Here is a 20,696-nt window from a genome sequence, read left to right on the forward strand (position 1 = left end):
CGCATCCGCCGAGCCCGTCCCCCGCACGGGCCCCGTCGTCACCGAGGAGACCCATGCCCGACACCGCCACCCTCCGCCGGGCCCGGTTGCGGACCCTGGTCCGTGTCCGCGTCGGCGGGCTGCCCGGTCCCTTCTGGGTCCTGTGGTCGGGCACCCTCGTCAACCGACTCGGCGCCATGGTCAGCCCGTTCCTGAGCCTCTACCTCACCCAGACGCGCGACGTCCCCCTCACCACCGTCGGGCTCGTCCTCACCGTCGTCGGCGTCGGCTCCGTCGTCTCCCAGCCCGTCGGCGGCCTCCTCACCGACCGCCTGGGCCGCCGCGCCGCCCTCACCGGCGGCATGCTCGCGAACGCCGCCGCGCTCCTGCTCCTCGGCCAGGCCCGGACCCTGCCCGCCATCATCGCGGCCGGTCTCGCCATCGGCGTCACCGTCGACCTCTACCGCCCCGCAGTCCAGGCCCTGGTCGCCGACGCCGTCCCCGCCGCCGACCGCACCCGGGCCTTCGGCCTGCTTCTGTGGTCGGTCAACCTCGGCTTCTCCGCCGCCATGGTCCTGGGCGGCCGCCTCGCCTCCCACGGTTTCCACCTCCTGTTCTGGGTGGACGCCACCGCCTGCGCCGTCTTCGGCCTCCTGGTGTGGTTCGCCGTCCCCGAGACCCGTCCCGCGTCCCCGGGCCACGTCACGGGCAGCTACGGCACCGTCGTCGCCGACCGCGTCATGCTCGCCTTCGCCGGTGTCGTCGTCATCTACGCCACCGTCTTCCAACAGGCCTTCGCCACCCTCCCCCTCGCCATGGCCGGCCACGGCCTGGACGGCAGCGCGTACGGGGCGATCATGGGCGTCAACGGCGTCGTCGTCATCCTCGTCCAGCCCCTCATCGGCCATCGCCTGGCCGCCCTCGACAAGAGCCGGGTGCTCGCCGCCGGATTCGTCCTCGCCGCCGCGGGCAACGCACTCGTCGCCACCGGCTCCCACCTCATGGTGTACGGGCTCGCCGTGGCGGTGTGGAGCGTCGGCGAGGTCCTCGTCTTCGGTGTCACCGCGGCGATCGTCGCCGACCTCGCCCCGCCCGACCTGCGCGGCCGTTACAACGGCCTGCTCGGCATGGCCTGGGGCACCGGCTTCCTCCTCGCGCCCCTCGTCGGCACCCGGCTGCTCGCCGGCGGCGCCCCGGTGCTCTGGCTCTCCTGCGCGGGCCTGTGCCTGCTCGCCGCCTTGGGACAACTGGCACTCGCACCGTCCATCCGGGCCCGCACGGAGGCCGGCACGAAGGAACCGGCGACCGCGCAGGCGGGGTGAGCGGCTGCCGGGCCCCGCTTCCCGGGAGCGCGACCGCCCGCTCACCCCGGCTCGCACCACGTAAGCCCTGACGCGACACCCGCTACCGAAGGAACCGAGCATGGCACCCGGAACCGACCTGCCCATCACCGAGAACGCGCGCGCTCCCCGGCTCCTCGTGCTGGAGGCCGGTGTCTCCGCCGGTGAGCCCCTGCTGCGGGCCGCCGCAGCGCTCGGAGCCGAGACGTACGTCGTCACCCACCCGCACATGTACGCGGGATACCCGCCCGAACTCAAGCGACTGATCGCCGGCACGATCTGCCCCGACTTCACGGACCCGACCGCGACTCTCGACCACCTCACCGCCTTCTGCCGCCGTACCGGGATCGACGGCGTCGTCGCCTGCTGGGAGTTCCTCACCCCGCTCGCCGCCCACCTCGCGGCCGGTCTGGGCCTGCCCGGTCACGATCCCGCACGGGCAGCGGCCTGCCGGGACAAGCGCCTGATGTCCGAGATCTTCACCGCCCACGGCATCCCCGCCCCACGGACCGTCGCCGCCCGCGAGCCCGCCACCCTCGCCCGTCTCGCCCGGGAAGCCGGGCTCACCTACCCGCTCGTGGTCAAACCGGCCGAGAACGCCGCCTCGATCGGCGTCAGCGTCGTGTCCGACCCCGCCGCCCTGCCGGCCGCCGTCCGCCGGGCCGGAGCCGAGACGCACAAACTCCCGCACGGCATCGCCCTCGACACCACGCTGCTCGCCCAGGAGTACATCGAGGGAGACGAGTTCAGCGTCGAGACCGTCGTCGTCGGCGGTGAGGTCCACCACCTCGCCGTCACCGAGAAGTTCACCACCGGCGGCGCCGACCGCGCCGAGACCGGCCACACCGTCCCCGCCACCCTCCCCACGGCCGTCCGCGAGGCTCTCCTGGACACCACGAGCCGCGCGGTCACCGCCCTCGGCCTGCGCGACGGCCCGGCCCACACCGAGATCAAGGTCACCCCCCACGGCCGGCCCCACGTCATCGAGGTCGGCGCCCGTCCACCCGGCGACGGCATCATGCGCCTGGTCACCGAAGCCACCGGCGTCGACCAGGCCCGAGCCTGCGTCGAGACAGCCCTCGGCATCCGTCCCGACCTCACCGGCCACCACGACCGCGCCGCCGCCGTCCGCTTCCTGCTCGCACCACACGCCGGCACCCTGGGCAGCATCGACGTCCCACCCCGCGGCGGCCACGTCCAGGACGTCACCGTCACCGCGGCTCCCGGCGACACCCTGACCGCCCCCCACGACAACCTCCAGCGCCTGGGCCACATCCTCCTGCGCGGCAGGACGGCCGAAGAGGTCAACGAGGCGGCGGCCCGGGCGATGGCGCGGGTGCGGGTGGTCATGGCTACGGGGCGCCCGGACTTCTCGAACGCCCCCGAGGGGGTACCGGGCGGCCCATGCCCCGACTGAGGGGTCCCGAGTGGGTGCTTGGGCGCGGTGTCAGGCTCCGGTTGGGGGGGTGTTCGCACAGCGTCCAGTTGTGCGCCGGGCTGCGGGTGAGCCCAGCCGAGCAGGGCCTGGAGCAGGTTTCAGTGGCGGCGGGCAGGTAAAGGTCTCGTTGGGCTCCGCGGCGAACAACGCGGCGCCACTCGATGGCGTGCGACAAGGAGGGCCGAGGAACACCCGTGTCGGAACAGGAGCCAGCCGTTCGCTACACCGAGGTCGCGGACCAGGATGTACGCAGTCTGCGGACGCGTTACTGCCGGTTGCGCACCGAGGCAGGCGCACCGGTCGCCGAACTCGAGGCGGTCTCCTTCCGCGTCCGCTTCGGCGCGGTGTCCGTCGCCGCGGAGGGCATCGGTGGCGTGGAGACCGAGCCCGAGTTCCGGCGGCGGGGACATATGAGCCGACTCCTGCGCCGGGCGCTGGTCGGCATGGCGCAGCGGGTGGACGTCGCGTTCGTGTCCGACGGTGTCGAGGAAGTGTACGAGAAGTTCGGCTTTGTCGGCGCTGTGGCAGAAGGGGCCCTGGTCGTCCCCGTGCGCAACGTCGAACGCAGGACCGGGTACGATCCGGGGGCTGCCGTGCCGGGTGTCCGCAGCGGCTCGGCGGCGGATCTGCCGGCGATGGTCCGTCTGTACAACACCGCTCACGCTCAGCGGCCCTGGACTCATGAACGGCACGTCGGCTGGAACCGGCTCGTTCCCCAGACCACCTGGACGCCTGGGTCACAGACCCTGGTCCTGCGCACGCGCGACGCCCTCGCCGGCTATGCCGTGCTGGAGGGCCGGGCCTTCGGTGACCCCGTGGGGTCGGTGGTCGTGGACGAGCTGGTAGCCGAGGACGCGGCTGCGGCGGCCCTGCTGCTCGCGGCCCTCGCCCGGCTGTGCTGGCAGAGGCGCTTGAGCGAGTTCACGGTCCGGGAGCCGGCCGACAGCCTGGTGGGCCGCGTAGCACGCCACATGGGCTGCACCGAGCAGCGCGGGTTTCGGCCCAGCGGCGGGATGATGGCGGCAGTTCTCAACCGGTCGGCGCTGGTGCGCAAGCTGGAGCCCGAGCTGCGCCGCCGGGCCGCCGGACAGCGGCCGGACCAGGGTTACGACACGGCGCTCGCCGCACTGCGGCGCGGCGATCTGATCCCCGACGACACGGCGCTCGTCCGGCTGCTTCTCGGCCACTGGTCGACCGGTGACGCCGAAGCGGCGAACACGGCGATGCCCGACCAGTACCGCGACCTTTGCGCAGCTTGGTTTCCCGGAGGAGGCACTCCCTCCCTGCCGACCCCGTACGCCCACCGCCTGGACCGCTACTGACGGCAGCATCGAATGTGCTGGTCACAGCCACTCGTTGACGGCTGCTACGAGGACGGTCGCCTCGTAGCGGACCGAGACCTTGTCGTACCGCGTGGCCACGGCCCTGTGCCCTGCGCCTGTCTGTTGCGCTGGATGTTGCGCGGCCGTCCATGAGGAGCAGGGCGGTGCGGGACACGAGGGTGCCTTTCCTTGCGGGAAATCCGGGTGGGAGGGGAGTCAGTCCGGCGTGCCGATCCGGCCGAGGGAGCGGTCGAAGAGGGTCATGACGAGGAACACCGCACCGGCGCCGAGCATGATCCACGACAGTTCGTGCATGCCGCCCGTGTCGGCGCGCTCCCCGAACGAGGCGGCGCTCGCGGACGAGGCGACCATCGAGCCGAGGTAGGCGAAGGTGCGCAGGAGCCCGGCGGAGGAGGCGGTGCGCTCCGGATCGGCCTGGAAGTAGACGGAGTTCTGGAGGGCGAGGTTGTTGAGCCCCTGCGGGACGCCGAACACCAGGGCGACGAGGAGCAGGCCCCACAGCGGGCTGGAGCCGGAGAGCGTGAGCAGAATCAGGCACGCGGCGATCTGCCCGAGCGCGCCGACGAGGAGCTTGCTCCGTACGCCCTTCCGGCGCCCGGACCAGATCGAGACGCCGATGGCGAGAAGGAACATGGGGATCTGCACGAGCCCGGCGCGGAACGGCGAGAGCCCGTACCCCTCCTCGGCCCACTGGCTGAAGCCGTAGAGGAAGGCGTACGCGACGACGTACGCGACGAGGGCGCGCCCGTACGTCGCGAGCAGCGGCGTGTTGCCGCCGAGCACGCGGAGGTCGATGAAGGGCGTGGCGGCGCGCAGCTCCCGGAGCGCGAAGGCGCTTCCGGCGAGGAGCGTGATGACGAGCAGGTACCAGTCCCGCAGGTGCAGGTTCATGAGGAACAGCAGCAGCGAGGTGAGGGTGACCGCGAAGAGCGCCATGCCGGGCAGGTCGAGCTGGGCGGCTACCCGGCCGCGCTGCGGACTCTCGCCCGTACCGGCCGACTTGGGCAGTCGCCACCAGCCGAGCAGCACCGCCGCGACGGCGAGCGGGATGTTCAGCGCGAACGTCGCGCGCCAGCCGCCCACCGCGATGAGGAGGCCGCCGAGGAGAGGGCCGATGACGGCGATGGTCTGGTTGGCGACGGCGAGCGCGGTGAGCACGCCACCGGGGCTGTCGCGCCCGGTCCGCTTCGCCTCGCTCCGTACGAGCGCCATCGCGGCCGGATAGCCGCCGCACGTGCCGAAACCGAGGAGGACGCGGGCCGCGACGAGGACGCCGAGGTCGGGCGCCAGGGTGCCGAGGACGCCGGCGAGGCCGATGATGCCCGTACTGATGAGGAAGAGCCTGCGCGGCCCGAAGATGTCGATGAGCCGTCCGACGACGGGCTGCCCGAGCGAGGTCGCGAGGTAGAGCGCCGAGACGAGCCACGCGGTCTTCGACGGGGGCGCGCCGAGCGCGTCACCGATGGGGATGAGCGCGACCGAGATGATCGTCGAGTTGATCGGGTTGAGGACCGAGCCGAGCATCATCGGCGGCAACAACCGCCGGTTGAATCGAGGCTGTTGGGCCTGGGGATTCTTGTCGCTCGTCCCGGCGACCGCGGCGGGCTCAGTCATGCGTCAGCCGCTCCAGTACGGACATGGCGGCGATGACCGCCTGAAGCTCCTCCTCCGTGCACTCCTCCTGGAGCCGCGTCGCGAGCCATTCGGCACGGGCCTGGCGGCCCTCGTGGACACGGCGGCGGCCCTCGGGCGTGAGGGTGATCAGCAGCCGGCGGCCGTCCTCGGGGTCCGGGGTGCGGACGACGAGGCCGCGCGCGGCGAGCGCGGCGACGGTCGCGGTCATCGACTGGTGCCGGACGCCTTCGGTGGCGGCGAGCACACTGGTCGTGACCCCGGCCGCCGTCGCGGGCGTCTCGGTCTCGCGGGCGAGGCGGGCGAGCGCGGTGGACTGCCCGAGTGTGAGGTCCTCGGACTCGGAGACCTTGAGGATGCGGCGGCGCAGGCGGCTGACGACGACCCTGACCTCGCGGGATGCCTGGACGGCGGCGGGCGAGGGGCGGGGCGGCGGGGGAGCGGGGGTGCCGCTCGCGACGGAATCGGTGGGCATACCACCTACCGTAATTCGTACAGGGTGAACTGTACAGTCTTGCCTGCACATAGGAGCGGGTGCCGGTGACTGCCGGAGGTGGATGATGCCCACCGCCCGGGGGCGAGCGGGCCCCGGCTCGGCCCCCGGCGGAGCGGGGGTTTCGGTCAGGGGGACGACGAGGAGGGGAGCGGTTTCCCGGCGCGCCGGCCCCGAACGGACAGCGGTGGCCGCTGCTCCTGCCCGTCAGCCCCAGGTCCGCCGCGACAGGGCCGGGCGGGCAGCGGTGTGGGGCAGGCGGGTGGGCAGCCGTGTGGACAGATGTGAAGGCCGGCACCGCGGGCACCGGAGCGGGCAGCCCCTTACGGGACGGCCCGCGGCCGGGCGACGCAGTCCGCGACCACCCCGGCCGGTACCGCCGCCCGCGAATGCCGTCACCCAGGGAAGGACGTGCCGAGGGGGCCGATCGTGAGGGTGCCGCCGCAGACGCGGATGTCGGCCGTGTCGGAGGAGGTGACTGCCTTGGTGTTGCCCGGGGCGTACACCTTGATCTTCGCGGGCTCGGCCGCGCAGTCGCCGGTGACGCCCTTCCCCGGCGTCTTGACCACGGCGTGGGCGCTGTCCCCCTTGTCGAGGACGACGTTGCCGACCGCGTCGCCGTCCTTGGAACGGGTGGCGGGCTTGCCGATCTCCTTGCCGCCGCCGTCCAGGAGCGACACGCCCGCGTACCCGCGTATGCCGCGACGCCCGCCGGTGTTGGTGACCTGGAGGTCGTAGTACTGGCTGTCCATATCCGAGTTTTTGGCGACGAGCTTGACCTTCAGGTCGGGGGGGCGGTGCAGTCGGACCTCGAGAGGTCCTCGCCCGGGGAACCGGAGTCCGCCTCGGTGGCCCGGGGCGTGTCCCCGGAGCCGGTATGTCGTCGAGCGAACCTTAGCCTGGCTCCACCAGTTCGAGCGCCTGCGGACCCGCTGCGAGCTACGAGCCGACCTCCACCTCGGACTACTCCAACTCGCCTGCGACATCATCTGCTTGCGACGCCTTCATTCTGAAATGATCAGTAAGATCCTCGTGGTCGGCGACGGCTCCGTACGGCTCATGGAGATCAAGTCCACCACTGCACGGCCGTCCGGGTCGAACGGGCGTGGGAAGCGGCCTCCGGGGAGAGTGCGGCGGAGGGGTGGCAGGAACCGCGCAGGGTCCACCGGCCTGGTGGGGGCCAAGGCGTGTAACGGCAGGAGCGGTCACCGTCAGGGGGCAGCTGCGCGGCGGGAGTGTCGGGGCGGCCAGCCAAGATGCGCCATGCTGTCACGGACGGAGCGTCATCAGCGGTATCCGTCCGCCTCGCGACAGTGCTGGCCCACGGCAACTTCATCCGGGATCGAGTCGAGGTTTCACACTCGGCTCGGTGAGCGGGCGGAGCGGTGCCTACATCAGGACGGCTGGGATGGCGTCCTCGGTCGTCCAGTCTCCGTCGAAAGGGCGGTGACCAGGCGCACGTACGCATCGGGGCGTCGGCCGGAGCGACGCCGGTGGCGCCCCTTGGCCAGCCAGGCGCCGAGCTTGACGGTGTCGCCGTCGACACGGATCGTCTCGCGTGCGGCGGTGTGCCGGGGCCCACCGCCGCGTGGCTCCGTACGGACTCGGCGGTGCCGCCGCACCCGGTCGAGAGGCACAGCGCGGCGCCCGTCAGCGCGGCGGCGGACAGCGGGCGGGCGGGGAAACGTCCAGCACTTATGGGACTCCTCTGGTTCGGTTACGGCAGCGACGCCAAAGGACCCCGTCCGTTCACCGCCCGCCCCGCCCCCGATCCGTGCACGGCCGCTGCACCCGGGACGGCGGGCGGGCAGCGGCTTGCGCACACCTGCCGGCCCGATGCGGGGGCGCCCCCGGAAGGGGTACCGGTCAGTGCTGCCAGTAGTCGCGCTCGGGGAGTTCCACCCACAGGTCGGGGGGCCCGGTGAAGGGCCGCGGGTCGGCGGGGAAGAGGCCCGCGTGGGCGCAGCACTCGGCGATCGCGTGGGAGCCGTAGAGGTACGCGGTGAGGACCTCCTCGGCAGGTATACCGGTGTACGGGCCGCCGCCGGGGTGCAGGTCCCAGCCCTCGACGACGCCGTCGCGCACGAGGCTGCCCTGGTTGCCGCTCTTGGGGTTGGCGTACATGCCGTAGCAGAGGGTGCCGGCGGAGAGCAGGGCCTGTACGCCCGGCATCTGCGGCCCGTAACCCCAGGGCTGGGTGACGACGCAACCGCCCGGTACGGTCGTCACCCCGACGATGCGCAGGCTGTCGTCCGTGTCGACGCCATACGGGTCGTCCAACAGCTCGGCGAGCAGCCCGGCGTCCGGCGGCACCGCTGCCAGGCGCCGTACGGCCTCCTGCGCGTCGATGCCGGCCACGCAGGCCAGTCCCGTGCCGTCGTAGTAGTCGATGTCGGCCAGCGCCGCGATGCGCCGCCTGCTTTCCCGCGCCGCCGCCAACTCCGCCTCGCTGAGCCCCCGTTCGCCCTCGGGCAGCGGGAACAGCTCCGGTGTCGGCCCGGCCAGGCTCAGCCGCCCCGGTGACCAGCCGGCCAGCACCGGCCGCCACGGGTCGGCTCCCGCGGCGACGAGGGCGCGTGCGATCTGAGGCCGGTGCCCGACCACCGCCTCCCACAGCGCGGTCGTACCGTCCTGCAGCGCGTCGACGTCGGCGACGCGCCCGGCCAGCGTTGCGACGACCTCGGGCGAGCCGAACGCCACGGCCCGGTGCAGCGGCCGTTCCCCGCACGGCAGCGCCTCCGGATCGGCACCCTGGTCGAGCCGTCGCCGGATGTCCCGGTGGTCAAGCCAGCCCTCCCAGCCGACGCCGCCCTCCCAGCCGTCCCCCGGTCCCGTCCCCATGTCGCCTCCCGCGCCCCGCCCGACGGCACCCTGCCGCACACCAACCACCCTTGCAGACGGGTCCGACAACGCCACCGCCGTCACGGCGTCGCAGCGGGGCCATGGACGCCGACGCCACCGGTCCGCCGCCGGTCGCGCCCTCGCCGAACATCCCGACGCCCGCGACCGCCGCCGTCTACTCCGGTACCGCAGCGCCCGGTTGCCACCACCGTCATGCCCACCCTGAACGCCTGCCGGCGCGGTCGGCCGAGTCCGCGCCCTCATGCAGATGCGATGCCCAGGCCTCCGGAGTCGTAGCCATCGTTCGCAACTCGCGGATGGAATGAGCCGGTCTCCACCGCCTTGCTCGGTAACTGGGCGCCAGCACGGCGACGGCCGCTGGCTGTACTGCCTGCCGCACCCACCCGGGCTCCCGGCCTCCCTGCGCACGTCGGTTCTCGCCGACGGCGAGCGATGCAGCCGCTGGGTGACGCCACGGGTGGTTGGTGGGTGACCGGCCATCAGGCCGAAGGCATCACCGCGGTCTTCCAGCCTCCCCGACGATCACCGGGCTACCGGCTCACCGATCTCTCGGCGCGCTCGGAGCGCTTCCCCGAGTACCTCAGCGTTCAGGACTGGCACCAGGCCCTGGGAGACAGCGGCCACAGCGAGGCTTACTACTCCCTGTACGAGCAGGTGACCCAGGACAGGGACGTGCAGGAGTACGTGTACGAGGGGCGAACCGTCGTCCTGACCGGCGGGGAACCGCCGACGCCCGGAGGGCCGCCGTGGCACGCCACCTCCGCAGCGGCCCGAAGCGGGGTGAGCCGGGCGGTGCCCCGGTCCAGCGCACCCGCGTCCATGCCGGAGTCCTTGCTGCAGCGCACGGAGTACCACCACTGCTTCCCGGGCTACATCCCGGGTCTGCGTTGCGTGACCACCTGCGCGATCTGATCCGGCGCCCGGGACATGTCGAGCACTGCTTCAACGGCCGCTCGGGCAAGCCGAACGGGCTGTACGTCACGGTGGCGGTCCCGTTCGAGGAGCCGGTTTCCGGCTGGGTGCCGTACATCGGCGCCAACGGCCGACCGCTGAAGTCGGGGCGTAACGAGCCGGTGCTGGTACGGCGGGAGATGAGGCAGCCTGCCCTCACATCCAATGTATGGCTTGTTTACCGGGGGACCGGTGGGGCTACCAAGCGGTAGGGATCAGGAGTTCGTGTCGCAAGGCTAGACACGAGCAACATCCATATCCGTTAATCCATCCCATGTATCGATGGAGAGCGCCGATAGGCCGGAGCGCCCGGCGGACGTCGGGCCTCCTTGCCGAGCCGCTCAGTCGCCACCGAAAGGTGCACCATGTCTTCCTCTGTCAGTAGACGGCGCCTCCTGCAGATGGCCGGGGCCGCGGCAGCCGCCTCTGCCACCGGATCCTTAACCGGCGCGTCCCCCGCCCAGGCGGCCATCCCTCCCGCGAGGACCGACATCGGAGTCTCCGCTCACCCCTTCGACCTGGGCCAGGTCCGGCTCACCGCGAGCCGGTGGCTGGACAACCAGAACCGCACGCAGAACTACCTGCGGTTCATCGATGCCGACCGGCTGCTGTACAACTTCCGCGCCAACCACAAACTGTCCACCAACGGCGCGGCTGCGACCGGCGGCTGGGACGCGCCGGACTTCCCCTTCCGCACCCACGTCCAGGGGCACTTCCTCACGGCATGGGCACAGCTGTACGCCGTGACCGGGGACACCACCTGCCGGGACAAGGCCACGTACATGGTCGCGGAGCTGGCCAAGTGCCAGGCCAACAACAGCGCCGCCGGTTTCGGCGCCGGGTACCTCTCCGGCTACCCGGAGTCCGACTTCACCGCTCTGGAGCAACGGACCCTGAGCAACGGCAACGTGCCGTACTACACCATCCACAAAACCCTTGCCGGCCTGCTGGACGTATGGCGCCACATCGGCAGCACCCAGGCCCGTGACGTGCTGCTCGCCCTGGCCGGATGGGTCGACGCGCGCACCGGCCGGCTGACCGGCCAGCAGATGCAGGCCATGCTGCAGACCGAGTTCGGCGGCATGAACACCGTGCTGACCGACCTCTACCAGCAGACGGGCGACGCGCGGTGGCTCACCGTCGCCCAGCGGTTCGACCACGCCGCGGTGTTCGATCCCCTGGCGTCCGGCCAGGACCAGCTGGGCGGACTGCACGCCAACACCCAGGTACCCAAGTGGATCGGGGCCGCCCGGGAGTACAAGGCCACCGGCACCACTCGCTACCGGGACATCGCCACCAACGCCTGGAACTTCACCGTCAACGCGCACACCTACGCCATCGGCGGCAACAGCCAGGCGGAGCACTTCCGGGCCCCGAACGCCATCGCCGGCTACCTGAACAAGGACACCTGCGAAAGCTGCAACACGATCAACATGCTCACCCTCACCAGGGAACTGTTCGCGCTGGACCCGGACCGCGCCGCACTGTTCGACTACTACGAGCGGGCCTGGCTGAACCAGATCATCGGGCAGCAGAACCCGGCCGACGAGCACGGTCACGTCACCTACTTCACCCCGCTCGACCCGGGAGGCCGGCGGGGTGTGGGCCCGGCGTGGGGCGGTGGCACCTGGAGCACCGACTACGGCACCTTCTGGTGCTGCCAGGGCACGGGCCTGGAGATGCACACCAGGCTGATGGACTCGATCTACTTCCGCAGTGACAACACCCTGATCGTGAACCTGTTCGTGCCCTCGGTGCTCAACTGGTCGGAGCGCGGGATCACGGTCACCCAGACCATCTCGTACCCCGTCAGCGACACCACGACCCTGCAGGTCACCGGCAACTTCGGCGGAACCTGGGCGATGCGTGTCCGCATCCCGGGCTGGACCACCGGGGCCACCGTCAGCGTCAACGGCGTAGCGCAGAACATCACCACCACCCCCGGCAGCTACGCCACCCTGAGCCGCTCGTGGACCTCCGGTGACACCGTCACCGTCCGCCTGCCCATGCGGCTCGGCATCCGACCGGCCAACGACAACGCGAACGTCGCCGCGCTCACCTACGGCCCGGTGGTCCTGGCCGGCAACTACGGCGACACCGCTCTCAGCTCGCTCCCCACGCTGAACACGTCCTCGGTCAAGCGGACCAGCAGCAGTTCGCTCGCCTTCACCGCCACCGCGGGCGGCTCCACCGTCAACCTGGGCCCGTTCCACGACGCGCACGGCTTCAACTACACCGTCTACTGGAACACCACCGGCAACACCGTCCGGCTGGCCAACGTGGCCAGCGGTCTTCTGCTGGGCATCCAGGACATGTCCACGGCCGACGGTGGCCGCGCTCTGCAGTGGACGGACAACAGCACCGCCGACCACAACTGGGAAATGATCACCGACGGCAGCGCGGTCCGCTTCCGCAACGCCAACAGCGGCAAGGTCCTCGGTGTTTCGAACATGTCCACGGCAGACGGCGCGACCGTTCTGCAGTGGTCGGACAACGGCACCGCCGACCACAAGTGGACGCTGCTCGACCAGGGCGACGGGACCTACAAGATCCGCAACGTGAACAGCGGCAAGCTGCTCGCCATCGCGGGCAACTCCACCGCCGTCGGCGCGTTCGCGGTCCAGGACGCGGACGACGGCACCGCCGACAACCGATGGCGCATCTTGCCGAACTAGGCCTGCCGCGGAACTTGATCACCTCCGCCCTTCCGCTTGCCCGACCTTTCGACCATTGTTCGATATATCGAACATTCAGAATGATGAGGTCCTCATGCGCAGACCAACTTCCAGCCGCCGGCGCCCGTCTGCGGTACTCGCCGCCGCGGTCGCGGCCCTCGTCTCCCTGGCGGCCCTGCTCGTCGCCAGTCCGACTGCCCAGGCGGCCACCACCGGCACCTTGAAGGGTGTCGGCTCCGGCCGGTGTCTCGACGTGCCGGGCGCCGACCAGACCGACGGCACGAAGGTGCAGATCTGGGACTGCAACGGCGGGACCAACCAGCAGTGGACGCTGACGGACAGCAACCAGCTGACCGTCTACGGCAGCAAGTGCCTGGACGTCCCGAACCACGCCACCACGGCCGGTACCCGGCCGGTGATCTGGGCTTGCAACGGCGGTACGAACCAGCAGTGGCGGGTGAACTCCGACGGCACGGTCGTCGCCGTGGAGTCCGGGCTGTGCCTGGACGTCAGCGGTGGCGCCACGGCCAACGGCGCGGCGGTGCAGCTCTGGAACTGCACCGGCGCCAACAACCAGAAGTGGACCGGCCTGTCCGGGACCAACTCATGCCCTCTTCCGTCCACGTACCGGTGGGCCTCGACGGGTCCGCTGGCGCAGCCGGCGAACGGGGCGGTCGCGTTGAAGGACTTCACCGCCGTGAAGTACAACGGCCAGAACCTGGTCTACGCGACCACCTCGAACGGATCCGGGTGGGGCGCGACGGGGTTCCGTCCCTTCACGAACTGGTCGGACATGGCGACGGCCACCCAGACCCCGGTGAGCGGGGCCCCGATTGCGCCCATGCTGTTCTACCTCGCGCCCAGGAACATCTGGGTGATGATCGCGAACGGCTGGGACACGGGCTGGGCTTTCACCTACCGCACCTCCAGCAACCCCGCCGACCCCACCAGCTGGTCCGCGCCGCAGGCGCTGTTCACCGGAAGCCTCCCCGTCGGCGGTCCGATCGACCCGACCCTGATCGCCGACGACCAGAACATGTACCTGTTCTTCGCCAATGACAGGGGCAGCATTTTCAAGTCGACCATGCCGCTCGCGAACTTCCCGAGCAGCTTCGGCTCGTCGTACACGACGGTCATGACCGACACGGAGGACAAGCTGTTCGAGGCGCCGGAGGTCTACAAGGTCCAGGGCCAGAACCAGTACCTCATGATCGTCGAGGCGAAGGGCGCGAACGGGCGCTACTTCCGCTCGTTCACCGCCTCCAGCCCGAACGGTCCGTGGACCGTCCAGGCCGGCACCGAGTCCAACCCGTTCGCGGGCAAGGCCAACAGCGGTGCCACCTGGACCAACGACATCAGCCACGGTGACCTGGTCCGCAACAACCCCGACCAGACCAAGACCATCGACCCCTGCAACCTGCAGTTCCTCTACCAGGGCAGGGACCCCAGCTCGGACGGCACCGACTACCTGAAACTGCCGTACCGGCCGGGTGTCCTCACCCTGCAGCGCTGACCCGTGCACACCTGACCACAAGCTGGTGACCGTGCCCACCGGGCATGGTCACCAGCGGCTTCCGTCTTTGTCTCCCCCCCGGAAGGAACCCTGCATGGCCTCCATGCACAGGCGACTGCTGCGTCTCCTCACAGCCGCCGCGCTGACGCTCTCCGCCTGCGTCACCGCCTCCGCCGGCACGACCGCCGAGGCCGCGCCGGGCAGCCCCGCGCTCACCCCACCGCTGGGCTGGAACAGCTGGAACAGCTTCGGATGCGGTGTCGACGAGACACAGGTCCGCCAGGCCGCCGACGCGATGGTGTCCTCGGGCATGAAGGACGCGGGCTACCAGTACGTCGTCGTCGACGACTGCTGGTTCGACCCGCAGCGGGACAGCGCGGGCAACCTGCGGGCCAACCCGACCAAGTTCCCCAGCGGCATGAAGGCGCTCGGGGACTACATCCACAGCAAGGGCCTGAAGTTCGGCATCTACGAGGCGCCCAACGAGAAGACGTGCGCGCAGGGCGTGGGCACCTACCCCGGCTCCACCGGCAGCAAGGGCCACGAGGTCCAGGACGCCAACACCTTCGCCTCCTGGGGCATGGACTACCTCAAGTACGACTGGTGCTCCGGCAGCGGCACCCTGGCCGATCAGGTCGCGCAGTTCACCGTCATGCGCGACGCCCTGCGCGCCACCGGCCGCCCCATCGTCTACAGCATCAACCCCAACAGCTTCCACCCCATCACCGGCGCCACCTACGACTGGGGCGAGGTCGCCGACCTGTGGCGGACGACCGAGGACCTGCTCGACATCTGGCAGAACGGCAACACCAACAGCTACCCGATGGGCGTCGGCAACGTCCTCGACATCGACGCGCCGCTGGCCGCCCAGTCGGGTCCGGGCCACTGGAACGACCCCGACATGCTGGTCGTCGGCCGTCCCGGTCTGTCACTGACCGAGTCCCGCTCCCACTTCGCCCTGTGGGCGCTGCTCTCGGCCCCCCTTATCGCGGGCAACGACATCCGGACCATGTCCGCCGACGTGAGCGCGATCCTGCGCAACCCGCGTCTGCTGGCGGTGAACCAGGACAAGCTGGGCGCGGGCGGGCGCCGGGTGCGCGACGACGGCGACACCGAGGTGTTCGCCAAGCCCCTGTCCGACGGCTCGGTCGCGGTCGGCCTGTTCAACCGGGGCAACGGCACCACGACCATCACCGCCACGGCCGCGCAGGCCGGCCTCACCGGTGGGCCATTCACCCTCACCGACCTGTGGACCGGCGGTACGTCGACCACCTCGGGGCAGATCTCGGCGAGTGTCCCCGCGCACGGTGTCGCCGCGTTCAAGGTGAGCGGCGGCAGCCCGCTGGCCGCCACCACCGCACGTCTGCGCGGTAACGGGTCCGGCCGCTGCCTGGACGTGGACGGCGCCGCCACCGCGTCGGGGACGAAGACGCTGATCTGGGACTGCCACACGGCCGCCAACCAGCTGTGGACCACATGGGCCGGCGGCGAGATCCGCGTCTACGGCGACAAGTGCCTGGACGCCTCCAACCAGGGCACCACCAACGGCACACCGGTCATCATCTGGCCCTGCAACGGCCAGGACAACCAGAAGTGGACCATGCAGTCCGACGGTTCCGTCCGCAACGTCCACGCCGGGCTGTGCCTCGACGTCAACGGGGCCGCCACCGCCAACGGCACCCCGGTCATCCTGTGGACCTGCAACGGCCAGAACAACCAGAAGTGGACCTCGCTCCCGTAACCCGCTCCCTTGCCTGCCTGGCGGCCCGGATGTCCGGTCGGACACCCGGGCAGGCAGGCTACTCGACCGGGATCCCGCGGAGCGGCCGCGCACGACGGCGAACACCGCCGCCAGGGGCGCCCGTGGCGCTCTTCGGGCTCGTCCGCGCCCTGCTGGGGCCTTGGCTTTGCGGGTGCGTTACGAGAGGCACCTGTAGCTCAGCGGCGAGAGCGCCCTCGTTACGGGAGAGTGAGGTCGCTGAGTTTTGAGAGAGCCTGGATGCTTGCTTCGGGACCACGGTTGTGCTCTGCACGACGAGGGGGCCTGGGCGCTGCCGAAGTCCAAGGTCGATCTGTAGGGTCGGCCGAGGCGTGGCGAAGCCTTCGTCCCGCAGACCCATAAGCCCCGAGCGGAAGCGGAGGGCGACTTAGGCGACGTGACGGTGCGGCTGGCCGGCGAGCTGGTGACCTGCTACCTGTTCGTGTTCCGGCTGTCCTACTCGGGCAAGGCCGTCCACCGGATCTTCGCCGCGGCAGGCCAGGAGGCGTTCTTCGAGGGCCACGTCCACGCTCTCAACGTGCTGGGCGGGGTGCCGACCGGAAGGGTCCGCTACGACAACCTCAGGGTCGCGGTCGCCCAGGTGCTGGGCTTCTCCCGGCATCGCGTCGAGGCCGAACGCCGGACCGTGTTCCGCTCCGACTACAGCCTGGAAGCTCTCTACTGCCAGCGGGGAATCCGCGGCGCCCACGAGAAGGGCGGCGTCGAGGGCCAGATCGGCTGGTTCCGCCGCAACCACCTCGTCCCAGTGCCCGAGGTCGCGACACTCGCCGAGCTCAACGCGATGATCGACCGATGGGACCAGGAGGATGAAGCCCGCCGGATCCGGGCTCGTCCTCGCACGACTGGCGAGTACTTCGCGGCCGAGCAGCCGCTGCTGGCGCCGCTGGCGACATGAACGGCTGATCGCCGAAGGCGGCACCCGCCTCGACCTGGGCCACTACCTGGAAGCTCTCGTGCGCAAGCCCGGTGCCCTGCAAGGAGCGACCGCGCTCGATCAGGCACGCTCCGCAGGCCGGTTCACTCCCGTCCACGACGCGTGGTGGGACGCTGCCGTCAAGGCCCACGTCGAGCGGGACGGCACTTGCGCGCTCATCGAGGTCCTTCTCCTCGGCCGGCACCTGCCGCACGAGCACCTGGTCACCGGACTCGCCGCCGCCCTCAAGACGGGGGCGCTGACGGCGGACGCCGTCGCTCTTGAAGCCCGCAAGGCAGCGGCCGCCGACCCTGCCCCTGCCGAGGCCCCATAACCCTCAGCAGGGAACCGGACCAGCATCGCGCCGTTGCCGTCTGCGTCCGAGCCCGCCTGCCACCCGACACACGGCCTCTGCCGTCGGTCGCTCACTACGACCAGCTCCTGCGGCTCCGCCGCGACCGCCCCACCCCCTGAAGGAGAACCGCGTGTCCATCCCCCCCAGCGAGGACTCATCGAGCAGGCCGCCACGGCAGCGATCGACCAGGCCTGCCGGATGCTGAGGCTTCCCACCATCCGGTCCCCGTTCCCCGAGCTCGCCGAAGCCGCCGGCCGCGAGCAGATGTCCCACCTCGGCTTCCTCTCCGAACTCCTCCTGGCCGAATGCGACGACCGGGCCCGCCGCCGGTCCGAGCGCCGCATCAAGGCCGCCGGTTTCCCTCACGACCGTCGCTGCGCAAGTTCGACTTCGACGCCAACCCGAACATCGACGCGGCCATGGTCCACACCCTCGCCAAATGTGAATGGAGCAAGACGGGCCTGCCGCTCTGCCGCATCGGCGATTCCGGCACCGGCACGTCCCACCTGCTGATCGCGCTGGGCACCGAGGCCGCGATGGCCGCTACCGGGTCAAGTACGTCCTGGCGACCAAGCTGGTCAACGAGCTGGTCGAGGCCGCCGACGAGAAGCAGCTGACCAAGAACATCGCCCGCTACGGCCGCGTCGACCTTCTGACCGAACGCGAGGAGAAGAACAGCGTGGCCATTGCATCCAACGAGTCGTTCTCCGGCTGGACCCATCGAGACCGGCACCGGCTCCTACCGTCTCGCCACCACCCGAGTTCAAGCGGAACGCACAGGCGTCTGAGCACAATCCGACTGGCTATCGAACTGGCCCGCACTCATCGACGATCACGGTCGGCTCTGACAGGAAGACATCCCGGTCGACGGGGCCGTAAGCGATGTTGAATGTGTCGAGCCAGTACGACCATCCGCGGATTCCCATGGCGCTGGTGAACCGGTAGTTCAACTGCCAGCGGACCCACTGTCCGGGAAGCAGTCGAACTGCCGGCGGCCTGCGCGGCCGAGGCGGCAACCCGAAGAGCGGCTCCACACGAGCGAGTACTCGCAGCCGATCACCTTCGTCCCGCAGGCTGACACCGACCTTGCGATGGTCCTTCTGGCTCGAACGCGGCTCGAAGCCGTCACGCTCGGACATCTGGACGAAGTGGGCGAACTCGGAGCGCAACTGGGGCAATGAGAAGCCGACCGGCACCGCGTTCCGGCGGGCAGCGGCCTCCCCGCCCCGAGATTGCTTCGTCCAGGACGTCTTGATCCATTGCACCGTGATGTCCACTGCACCTGCCTTTCGCCGAGAGCCTACGGTCAACAGTTGCTTGACGTCACCTCGGTTCCGACGCAACTGCCTGCTGCCAGTGCTCAGCAACATCCCAGAGGGCTAGAGACCCCGACCGCTCTCCGAAACCGCCGACAAGTGCTCTCCTATCTCACCTACGCAGCCAGTAACGGGTGTCGGTGGTGTGTGGCAGCATCCACGGCATGACGAATACAGGGATAGGCCGCGGACTGGATTTGTTCCGAAAGGGCGACTTCCCCATATACACGCTGACTTTCGTGCGGGATCTGCCTCCTGCGGAGCTGCTCACCCGCATGGGGGTGGATCCGGAGACCTTGGCGCTTCGCGACGCCGTAGCCCTGTCGGGCGACTTGGGCAACGACCTCTTCGACGATGAAGAACCAGTCGTCACCAGCGGCATCGACGGCTCGTGGGCGTGGGCATGGGAACAGGGCGGCCTGCACGGACTCGATGAGAGGATCTTGAGTACCGTCTCCCTGGACACTGAGGCCGTGGTGCTCCACTACAACGAGAAGCCGATGCACTGGTTCAAGTACGCGGTAGGCGGCGATGTCATCGTCGACTTCCACACTCTCCAGGCGATCGAACCGACCGGGCAGGACCCGGCACGACTTGATGACGACATGAGGCCCCTTGGGCTCATCCCTGGCCACGTTGCGCCTCTGCACAGCGTCCTGGCACTGGTAGAGAACGCTTTTGACATCCGCCTGAGGCAACCCCACGACGTTGACGAGCGCTGGAGCGGCAGGCTGCTTCCCCTGCCGGACTGAAAAACCTCATGCGGCTGCCCTCAGCGCAGGAGTTCTGGAGAGTGGGAAGGCCGTGCCCTCGTCATCGACAGTGCGGTTGGTGAGGCGGTCAGGCCGGCGAAAGCCCAGACGTACCCGACCGACGCCAGACACTGATTCTTGACCCTACGAGCCATGGCCGCGAGGCTTCTGTCGGCCGCCCGGGTGACCGGCGCGGCCCCGGCGAAGGCTTTGAGCCCCTTCGCGTCGGTGAAGCGGGACCGGTCGTCACCGATATCGGCGAGCACCGGGCACCGGTGAGAGTCCCGAGCCCTGGAAGGCTGGTGATGATCTCGGCGCCCGGGTGTGCATGAAAAGACTCCACGGTTGCTTCGGTGAGGTCACCGACGCTGGGGCAGGCGGCATCGAGCTGTCTGAGCAAGGCGATGGCCTGACGGCCCATGGCCTGTTCGACTTGGGAGGACTGACGCATCTGCGGGACTCGCAGTGCGTCTCGGCGCCGTTCGACCCGAGCACGATTTACGCGAGATCATGAAGGCGATCCTGTACGTGGACCGCACCGGGGTGCAGTGGCGCTACCTGCCGCACGACTTCCCGCCCTGGGAGACCTGCTACGGCTACTTCGCCAAGTGGCAAAAGGACGGTGTGTTCGCCCAGCTCACCGGCGCGCTGCGCAGGCTATTACGGCAGAAGGAAGGCAAGCACGCGGAGCCGTCCGCGTGCGTGATCGACGCGCAGAGCGTGAAGACCTCCACGAGCGTCCCGGCCGCTGGGCAGGGCACGGACGCGGCCAAGGAGATCGTCGGCCGCAAACGGAGCATCGTCACCGACACCCTCGGACTGCTGCTCGCAGTGCTGGTCACGGCCGCGAGCGTGCAGGGCTCCGACGCCGGCACCCACCTGATTGACCAGGTCGCCGCCACTCACCCCACCATCCGCAAAGCCTGGGTCGACGGCGGCTACCGCCAGCACCTCGTCGAGCACGCCGCCACCCTCGGCAACCGACCTGGAGATCGTCCAACGCAACTTCGGTACCAGGGGGTTCATGCCGCTGCCCAAGCGCTGGACTGTGGAGCGTACGTACGGAGTGGCTGATGTTCCACCGCCGTCTGTCCCGCGACTACGAGACCCTCCCAGCCCGCTCCGAAGCCATGATCCACCTCGCCATGACCGACCTGGTGGCCCGCCGCCTCACCGGCGAAGCCACCATCTCCTGGAGTGACCCGACACCGAGGGATCAAACACCAATCCCGGGATGAAACATCGGGAGAAAACCACCTCTTAGAGCTCGTAACACGATCTTGTGGATGTGTGCTGGTCGGCCGTGACCAGTACGACGATTCCGCCGTTCGTGAGGTGTGGGGAACCGGCCGTG

Annotated in this window: 15 protein-coding genes and 4 pseudogenes; 13 read left to right on the plus strand and 6 right to left on the minus strand. The window is 70.1% G+C overall.

What is annotated here, in order from left to right; genetic code table 11:
* Positions 1–53 precede the first annotated feature (53 nt).
* The 3 genes from ACZ3ZD_RS34870 to ACZ3ZD_RS34880 all read left to right on the plus strand — a co-directional run bounded on the left by ACZ3ZD_RS34870 (position 54) and on the right by ACZ3ZD_RS34880 (position 4,079).
* On the plus strand, positions 54–1,301 hold the full coding sequence (locus tag ACZ3ZD_RS34870) for an MFS transporter (RefSeq protein WP_467406697.1): 1,248 nt from the start codon (positions 54–56) through the stop codon (positions 1,299–1,301).
* 100 nt (positions 1,302–1,401) lie between these two features.
* A complete protein-coding gene (locus ACZ3ZD_RS34875) occupies positions 1,402–2,736 on the plus strand; it encodes an ATP-grasp domain-containing protein (protein ID WP_467406699.1) in 1,335 nt (444 codons plus the stop codon).
* 215 nt (positions 2,737–2,951) lie between these two features.
* Entirely contained in the window at positions 2,952–4,079 is a 1,128-nt protein-coding gene (locus ACZ3ZD_RS34880) for a GNAT family N-acetyltransferase (protein WP_467406701.1), read from the plus strand.
* A gap of 216 nt (positions 4,080–4,295) precedes the next feature.
* On the opposite strand, the gene ACZ3ZD_RS34885 is transcribed toward ACZ3ZD_RS34880, so the two are convergent.
* The 3 genes from ACZ3ZD_RS34885 to ACZ3ZD_RS34895 form a co-directional block, all read right to left on the minus strand.
* Positions 4,296–5,714: an MFS transporter gene (locus tag ACZ3ZD_RS34885; protein WP_467406705.1), complete on the minus strand. Its 1,419-nt coding sequence runs from the start codon at positions 5,712–5,714 to the stop codon at positions 4,296–4,298.
* A complete protein-coding gene (locus ACZ3ZD_RS34890) occupies positions 5,707–6,207 on the minus strand; it encodes a MarR family winged helix-turn-helix transcriptional regulator (protein WP_467406708.1) in 501 nt (166 codons plus the stop codon). The genes ACZ3ZD_RS34885 and ACZ3ZD_RS34890 overlap by 8 nt, the downstream gene beginning before the upstream one ends.
* A 413-nt stretch (positions 6,208–6,620) precedes the next feature.
* On the minus strand, positions 6,621–6,977 hold the full coding sequence (locus ACZ3ZD_RS34895) for a DUF4232 domain-containing protein (protein ID WP_467406710.1): 357 nt from the start codon (positions 6,975–6,977) through the stop codon (positions 6,621–6,623).
* A 115-nt stretch (positions 6,978–7,092) separates the two neighbouring features.
* Here ACZ3ZD_RS34895 and ACZ3ZD_RS34900 point away from each other — a divergent pair.
* A pseudogene (locus ACZ3ZD_RS34900) lies at positions 7,093–7,218 on the plus strand (IS5/IS1182 family transposase); the annotation flags it as partial.
* Between the two features lie 873 nt (positions 7,219–8,091).
* Here ACZ3ZD_RS34900 and ACZ3ZD_RS34905 read toward each other — a convergent pair.
* Positions 8,092–9,066, minus strand: a complete 975-nt coding sequence (locus ACZ3ZD_RS34905) for an ankyrin repeat domain-containing protein (protein WP_467406713.1) — start codon at positions 9,064–9,066, stop codon at positions 8,092–8,094.
* Between the two features lie 489 nt (positions 9,067–9,555).
* On the opposite strand from ACZ3ZD_RS34905, the gene ACZ3ZD_RS34910 reads away from it, so the two are divergent.
* The 7 genes and pseudogenes from ACZ3ZD_RS34910 to ACZ3ZD_RS34940 all read left to right on the plus strand — a co-directional run bounded on the left by ACZ3ZD_RS34910 (position 9,556) and on the right by ACZ3ZD_RS34940 (position 18,062).
* Complete coding sequence (locus ACZ3ZD_RS34910; RefSeq protein ID WP_467406717.1) at positions 9,556–9,999, plus strand: hypothetical protein; 444 nt, start codon at positions 9,556–9,558, stop codon at positions 9,997–9,999.
* A 404-nt stretch (positions 10,000–10,403) separates the two neighbouring features.
* On the plus strand, positions 10,404–12,713 hold the full coding sequence (locus ACZ3ZD_RS34915; RefSeq protein ID WP_467406720.1) for a beta-L-arabinofuranosidase domain-containing protein: 2,310 nt from the start codon (positions 10,404–10,406) through the stop codon (positions 12,711–12,713).
* 94 nt (positions 12,714–12,807) lie between these two features.
* The gene (locus ACZ3ZD_RS34920) at positions 12,808–14,226 is read left to right on the plus strand and encodes a non-reducing end alpha-L-arabinofuranosidase family hydrolase (RefSeq protein WP_467406724.1); all 1,419 of its coding nucleotides are present in this window, start codon (positions 12,808–12,810) and stop codon (positions 14,224–14,226) included.
* A gap of 94 nt (positions 14,227–14,320) precedes the next feature.
* Positions 14,321–15,967, plus strand: coding sequence for a glycoside hydrolase family 27 protein (locus ACZ3ZD_RS34925; protein WP_467406727.1), 1,647 nt, complete (start codon positions 14,321–14,323; stop codon positions 15,965–15,967).
* Between the two features lie 415 nt (positions 15,968–16,382).
* Positions 16,383–16,901 (plus strand): hypothetical protein, encoded by a 519-nt coding sequence (locus ACZ3ZD_RS34930; RefSeq protein WP_467406729.1) that lies wholly within the window; start codon positions 16,383–16,385, stop codon positions 16,899–16,901.
* A 58-nt stretch (positions 16,902–16,959) separates the two neighbouring features.
* Positions 16,960–17,253, plus strand: a complete 294-nt coding sequence (locus ACZ3ZD_RS34935) for a hypothetical protein (RefSeq protein ID WP_467406732.1) — start codon at positions 16,960–16,962, stop codon at positions 17,251–17,253.
* 177 nt (positions 17,254–17,430) lie between these two features.
* Positions 17,431–18,062, plus strand: a pseudogene (locus tag ACZ3ZD_RS34940) (ATP-binding protein).
* A 15-nt stretch (positions 18,063–18,077) separates the two neighbouring features.
* On the opposite strand, the gene ACZ3ZD_RS34945 reads toward ACZ3ZD_RS34940, so the two are convergent.
* Complete coding sequence (locus ACZ3ZD_RS34945; protein ID WP_467406734.1) at positions 18,078–18,551, minus strand: hypothetical protein; 474 nt, start codon at positions 18,549–18,551, stop codon at positions 18,078–18,080.
* Positions 18,552–18,754: 203 nt separating this feature from the next.
* Here ACZ3ZD_RS34945 and ACZ3ZD_RS34950 point away from each other — a divergent pair, with 203 nt between their 5' ends.
* Positions 18,755–19,342 carry a DUF6461 domain-containing protein gene (locus ACZ3ZD_RS34950; protein WP_467406736.1) on the plus strand — a complete coding sequence of 196 codons (588 nt, stop codon included), beginning with the start codon at positions 18,755–18,757 and terminating at the stop codon, positions 19,340–19,342.
* A 71-nt stretch (positions 19,343–19,413) separates the two neighbouring features.
* On the opposite strand, the pseudogene ACZ3ZD_RS34955 reads toward ACZ3ZD_RS34950, so the two are convergent.
* Positions 19,414–19,835 (minus strand): annotated as a pseudogene (locus tag ACZ3ZD_RS34955) (transposase); the annotation flags it as partial.
* Between ACZ3ZD_RS34955 and ACZ3ZD_RS34960 the strand changes: the two are divergent.
* Positions 19,829–20,580 (plus strand): annotated as a pseudogene (locus ACZ3ZD_RS34960) (IS5 family transposase); the annotation flags it as partial. The pseudogenes ACZ3ZD_RS34955 and ACZ3ZD_RS34960 overlap by 7 nt on opposite strands.
* Positions 20,581–20,696: the final 116 nt, after the last annotated feature.

It is taken from the genome of Streptomyces sp. NPDC023481, from assembly GCF_055560195.1.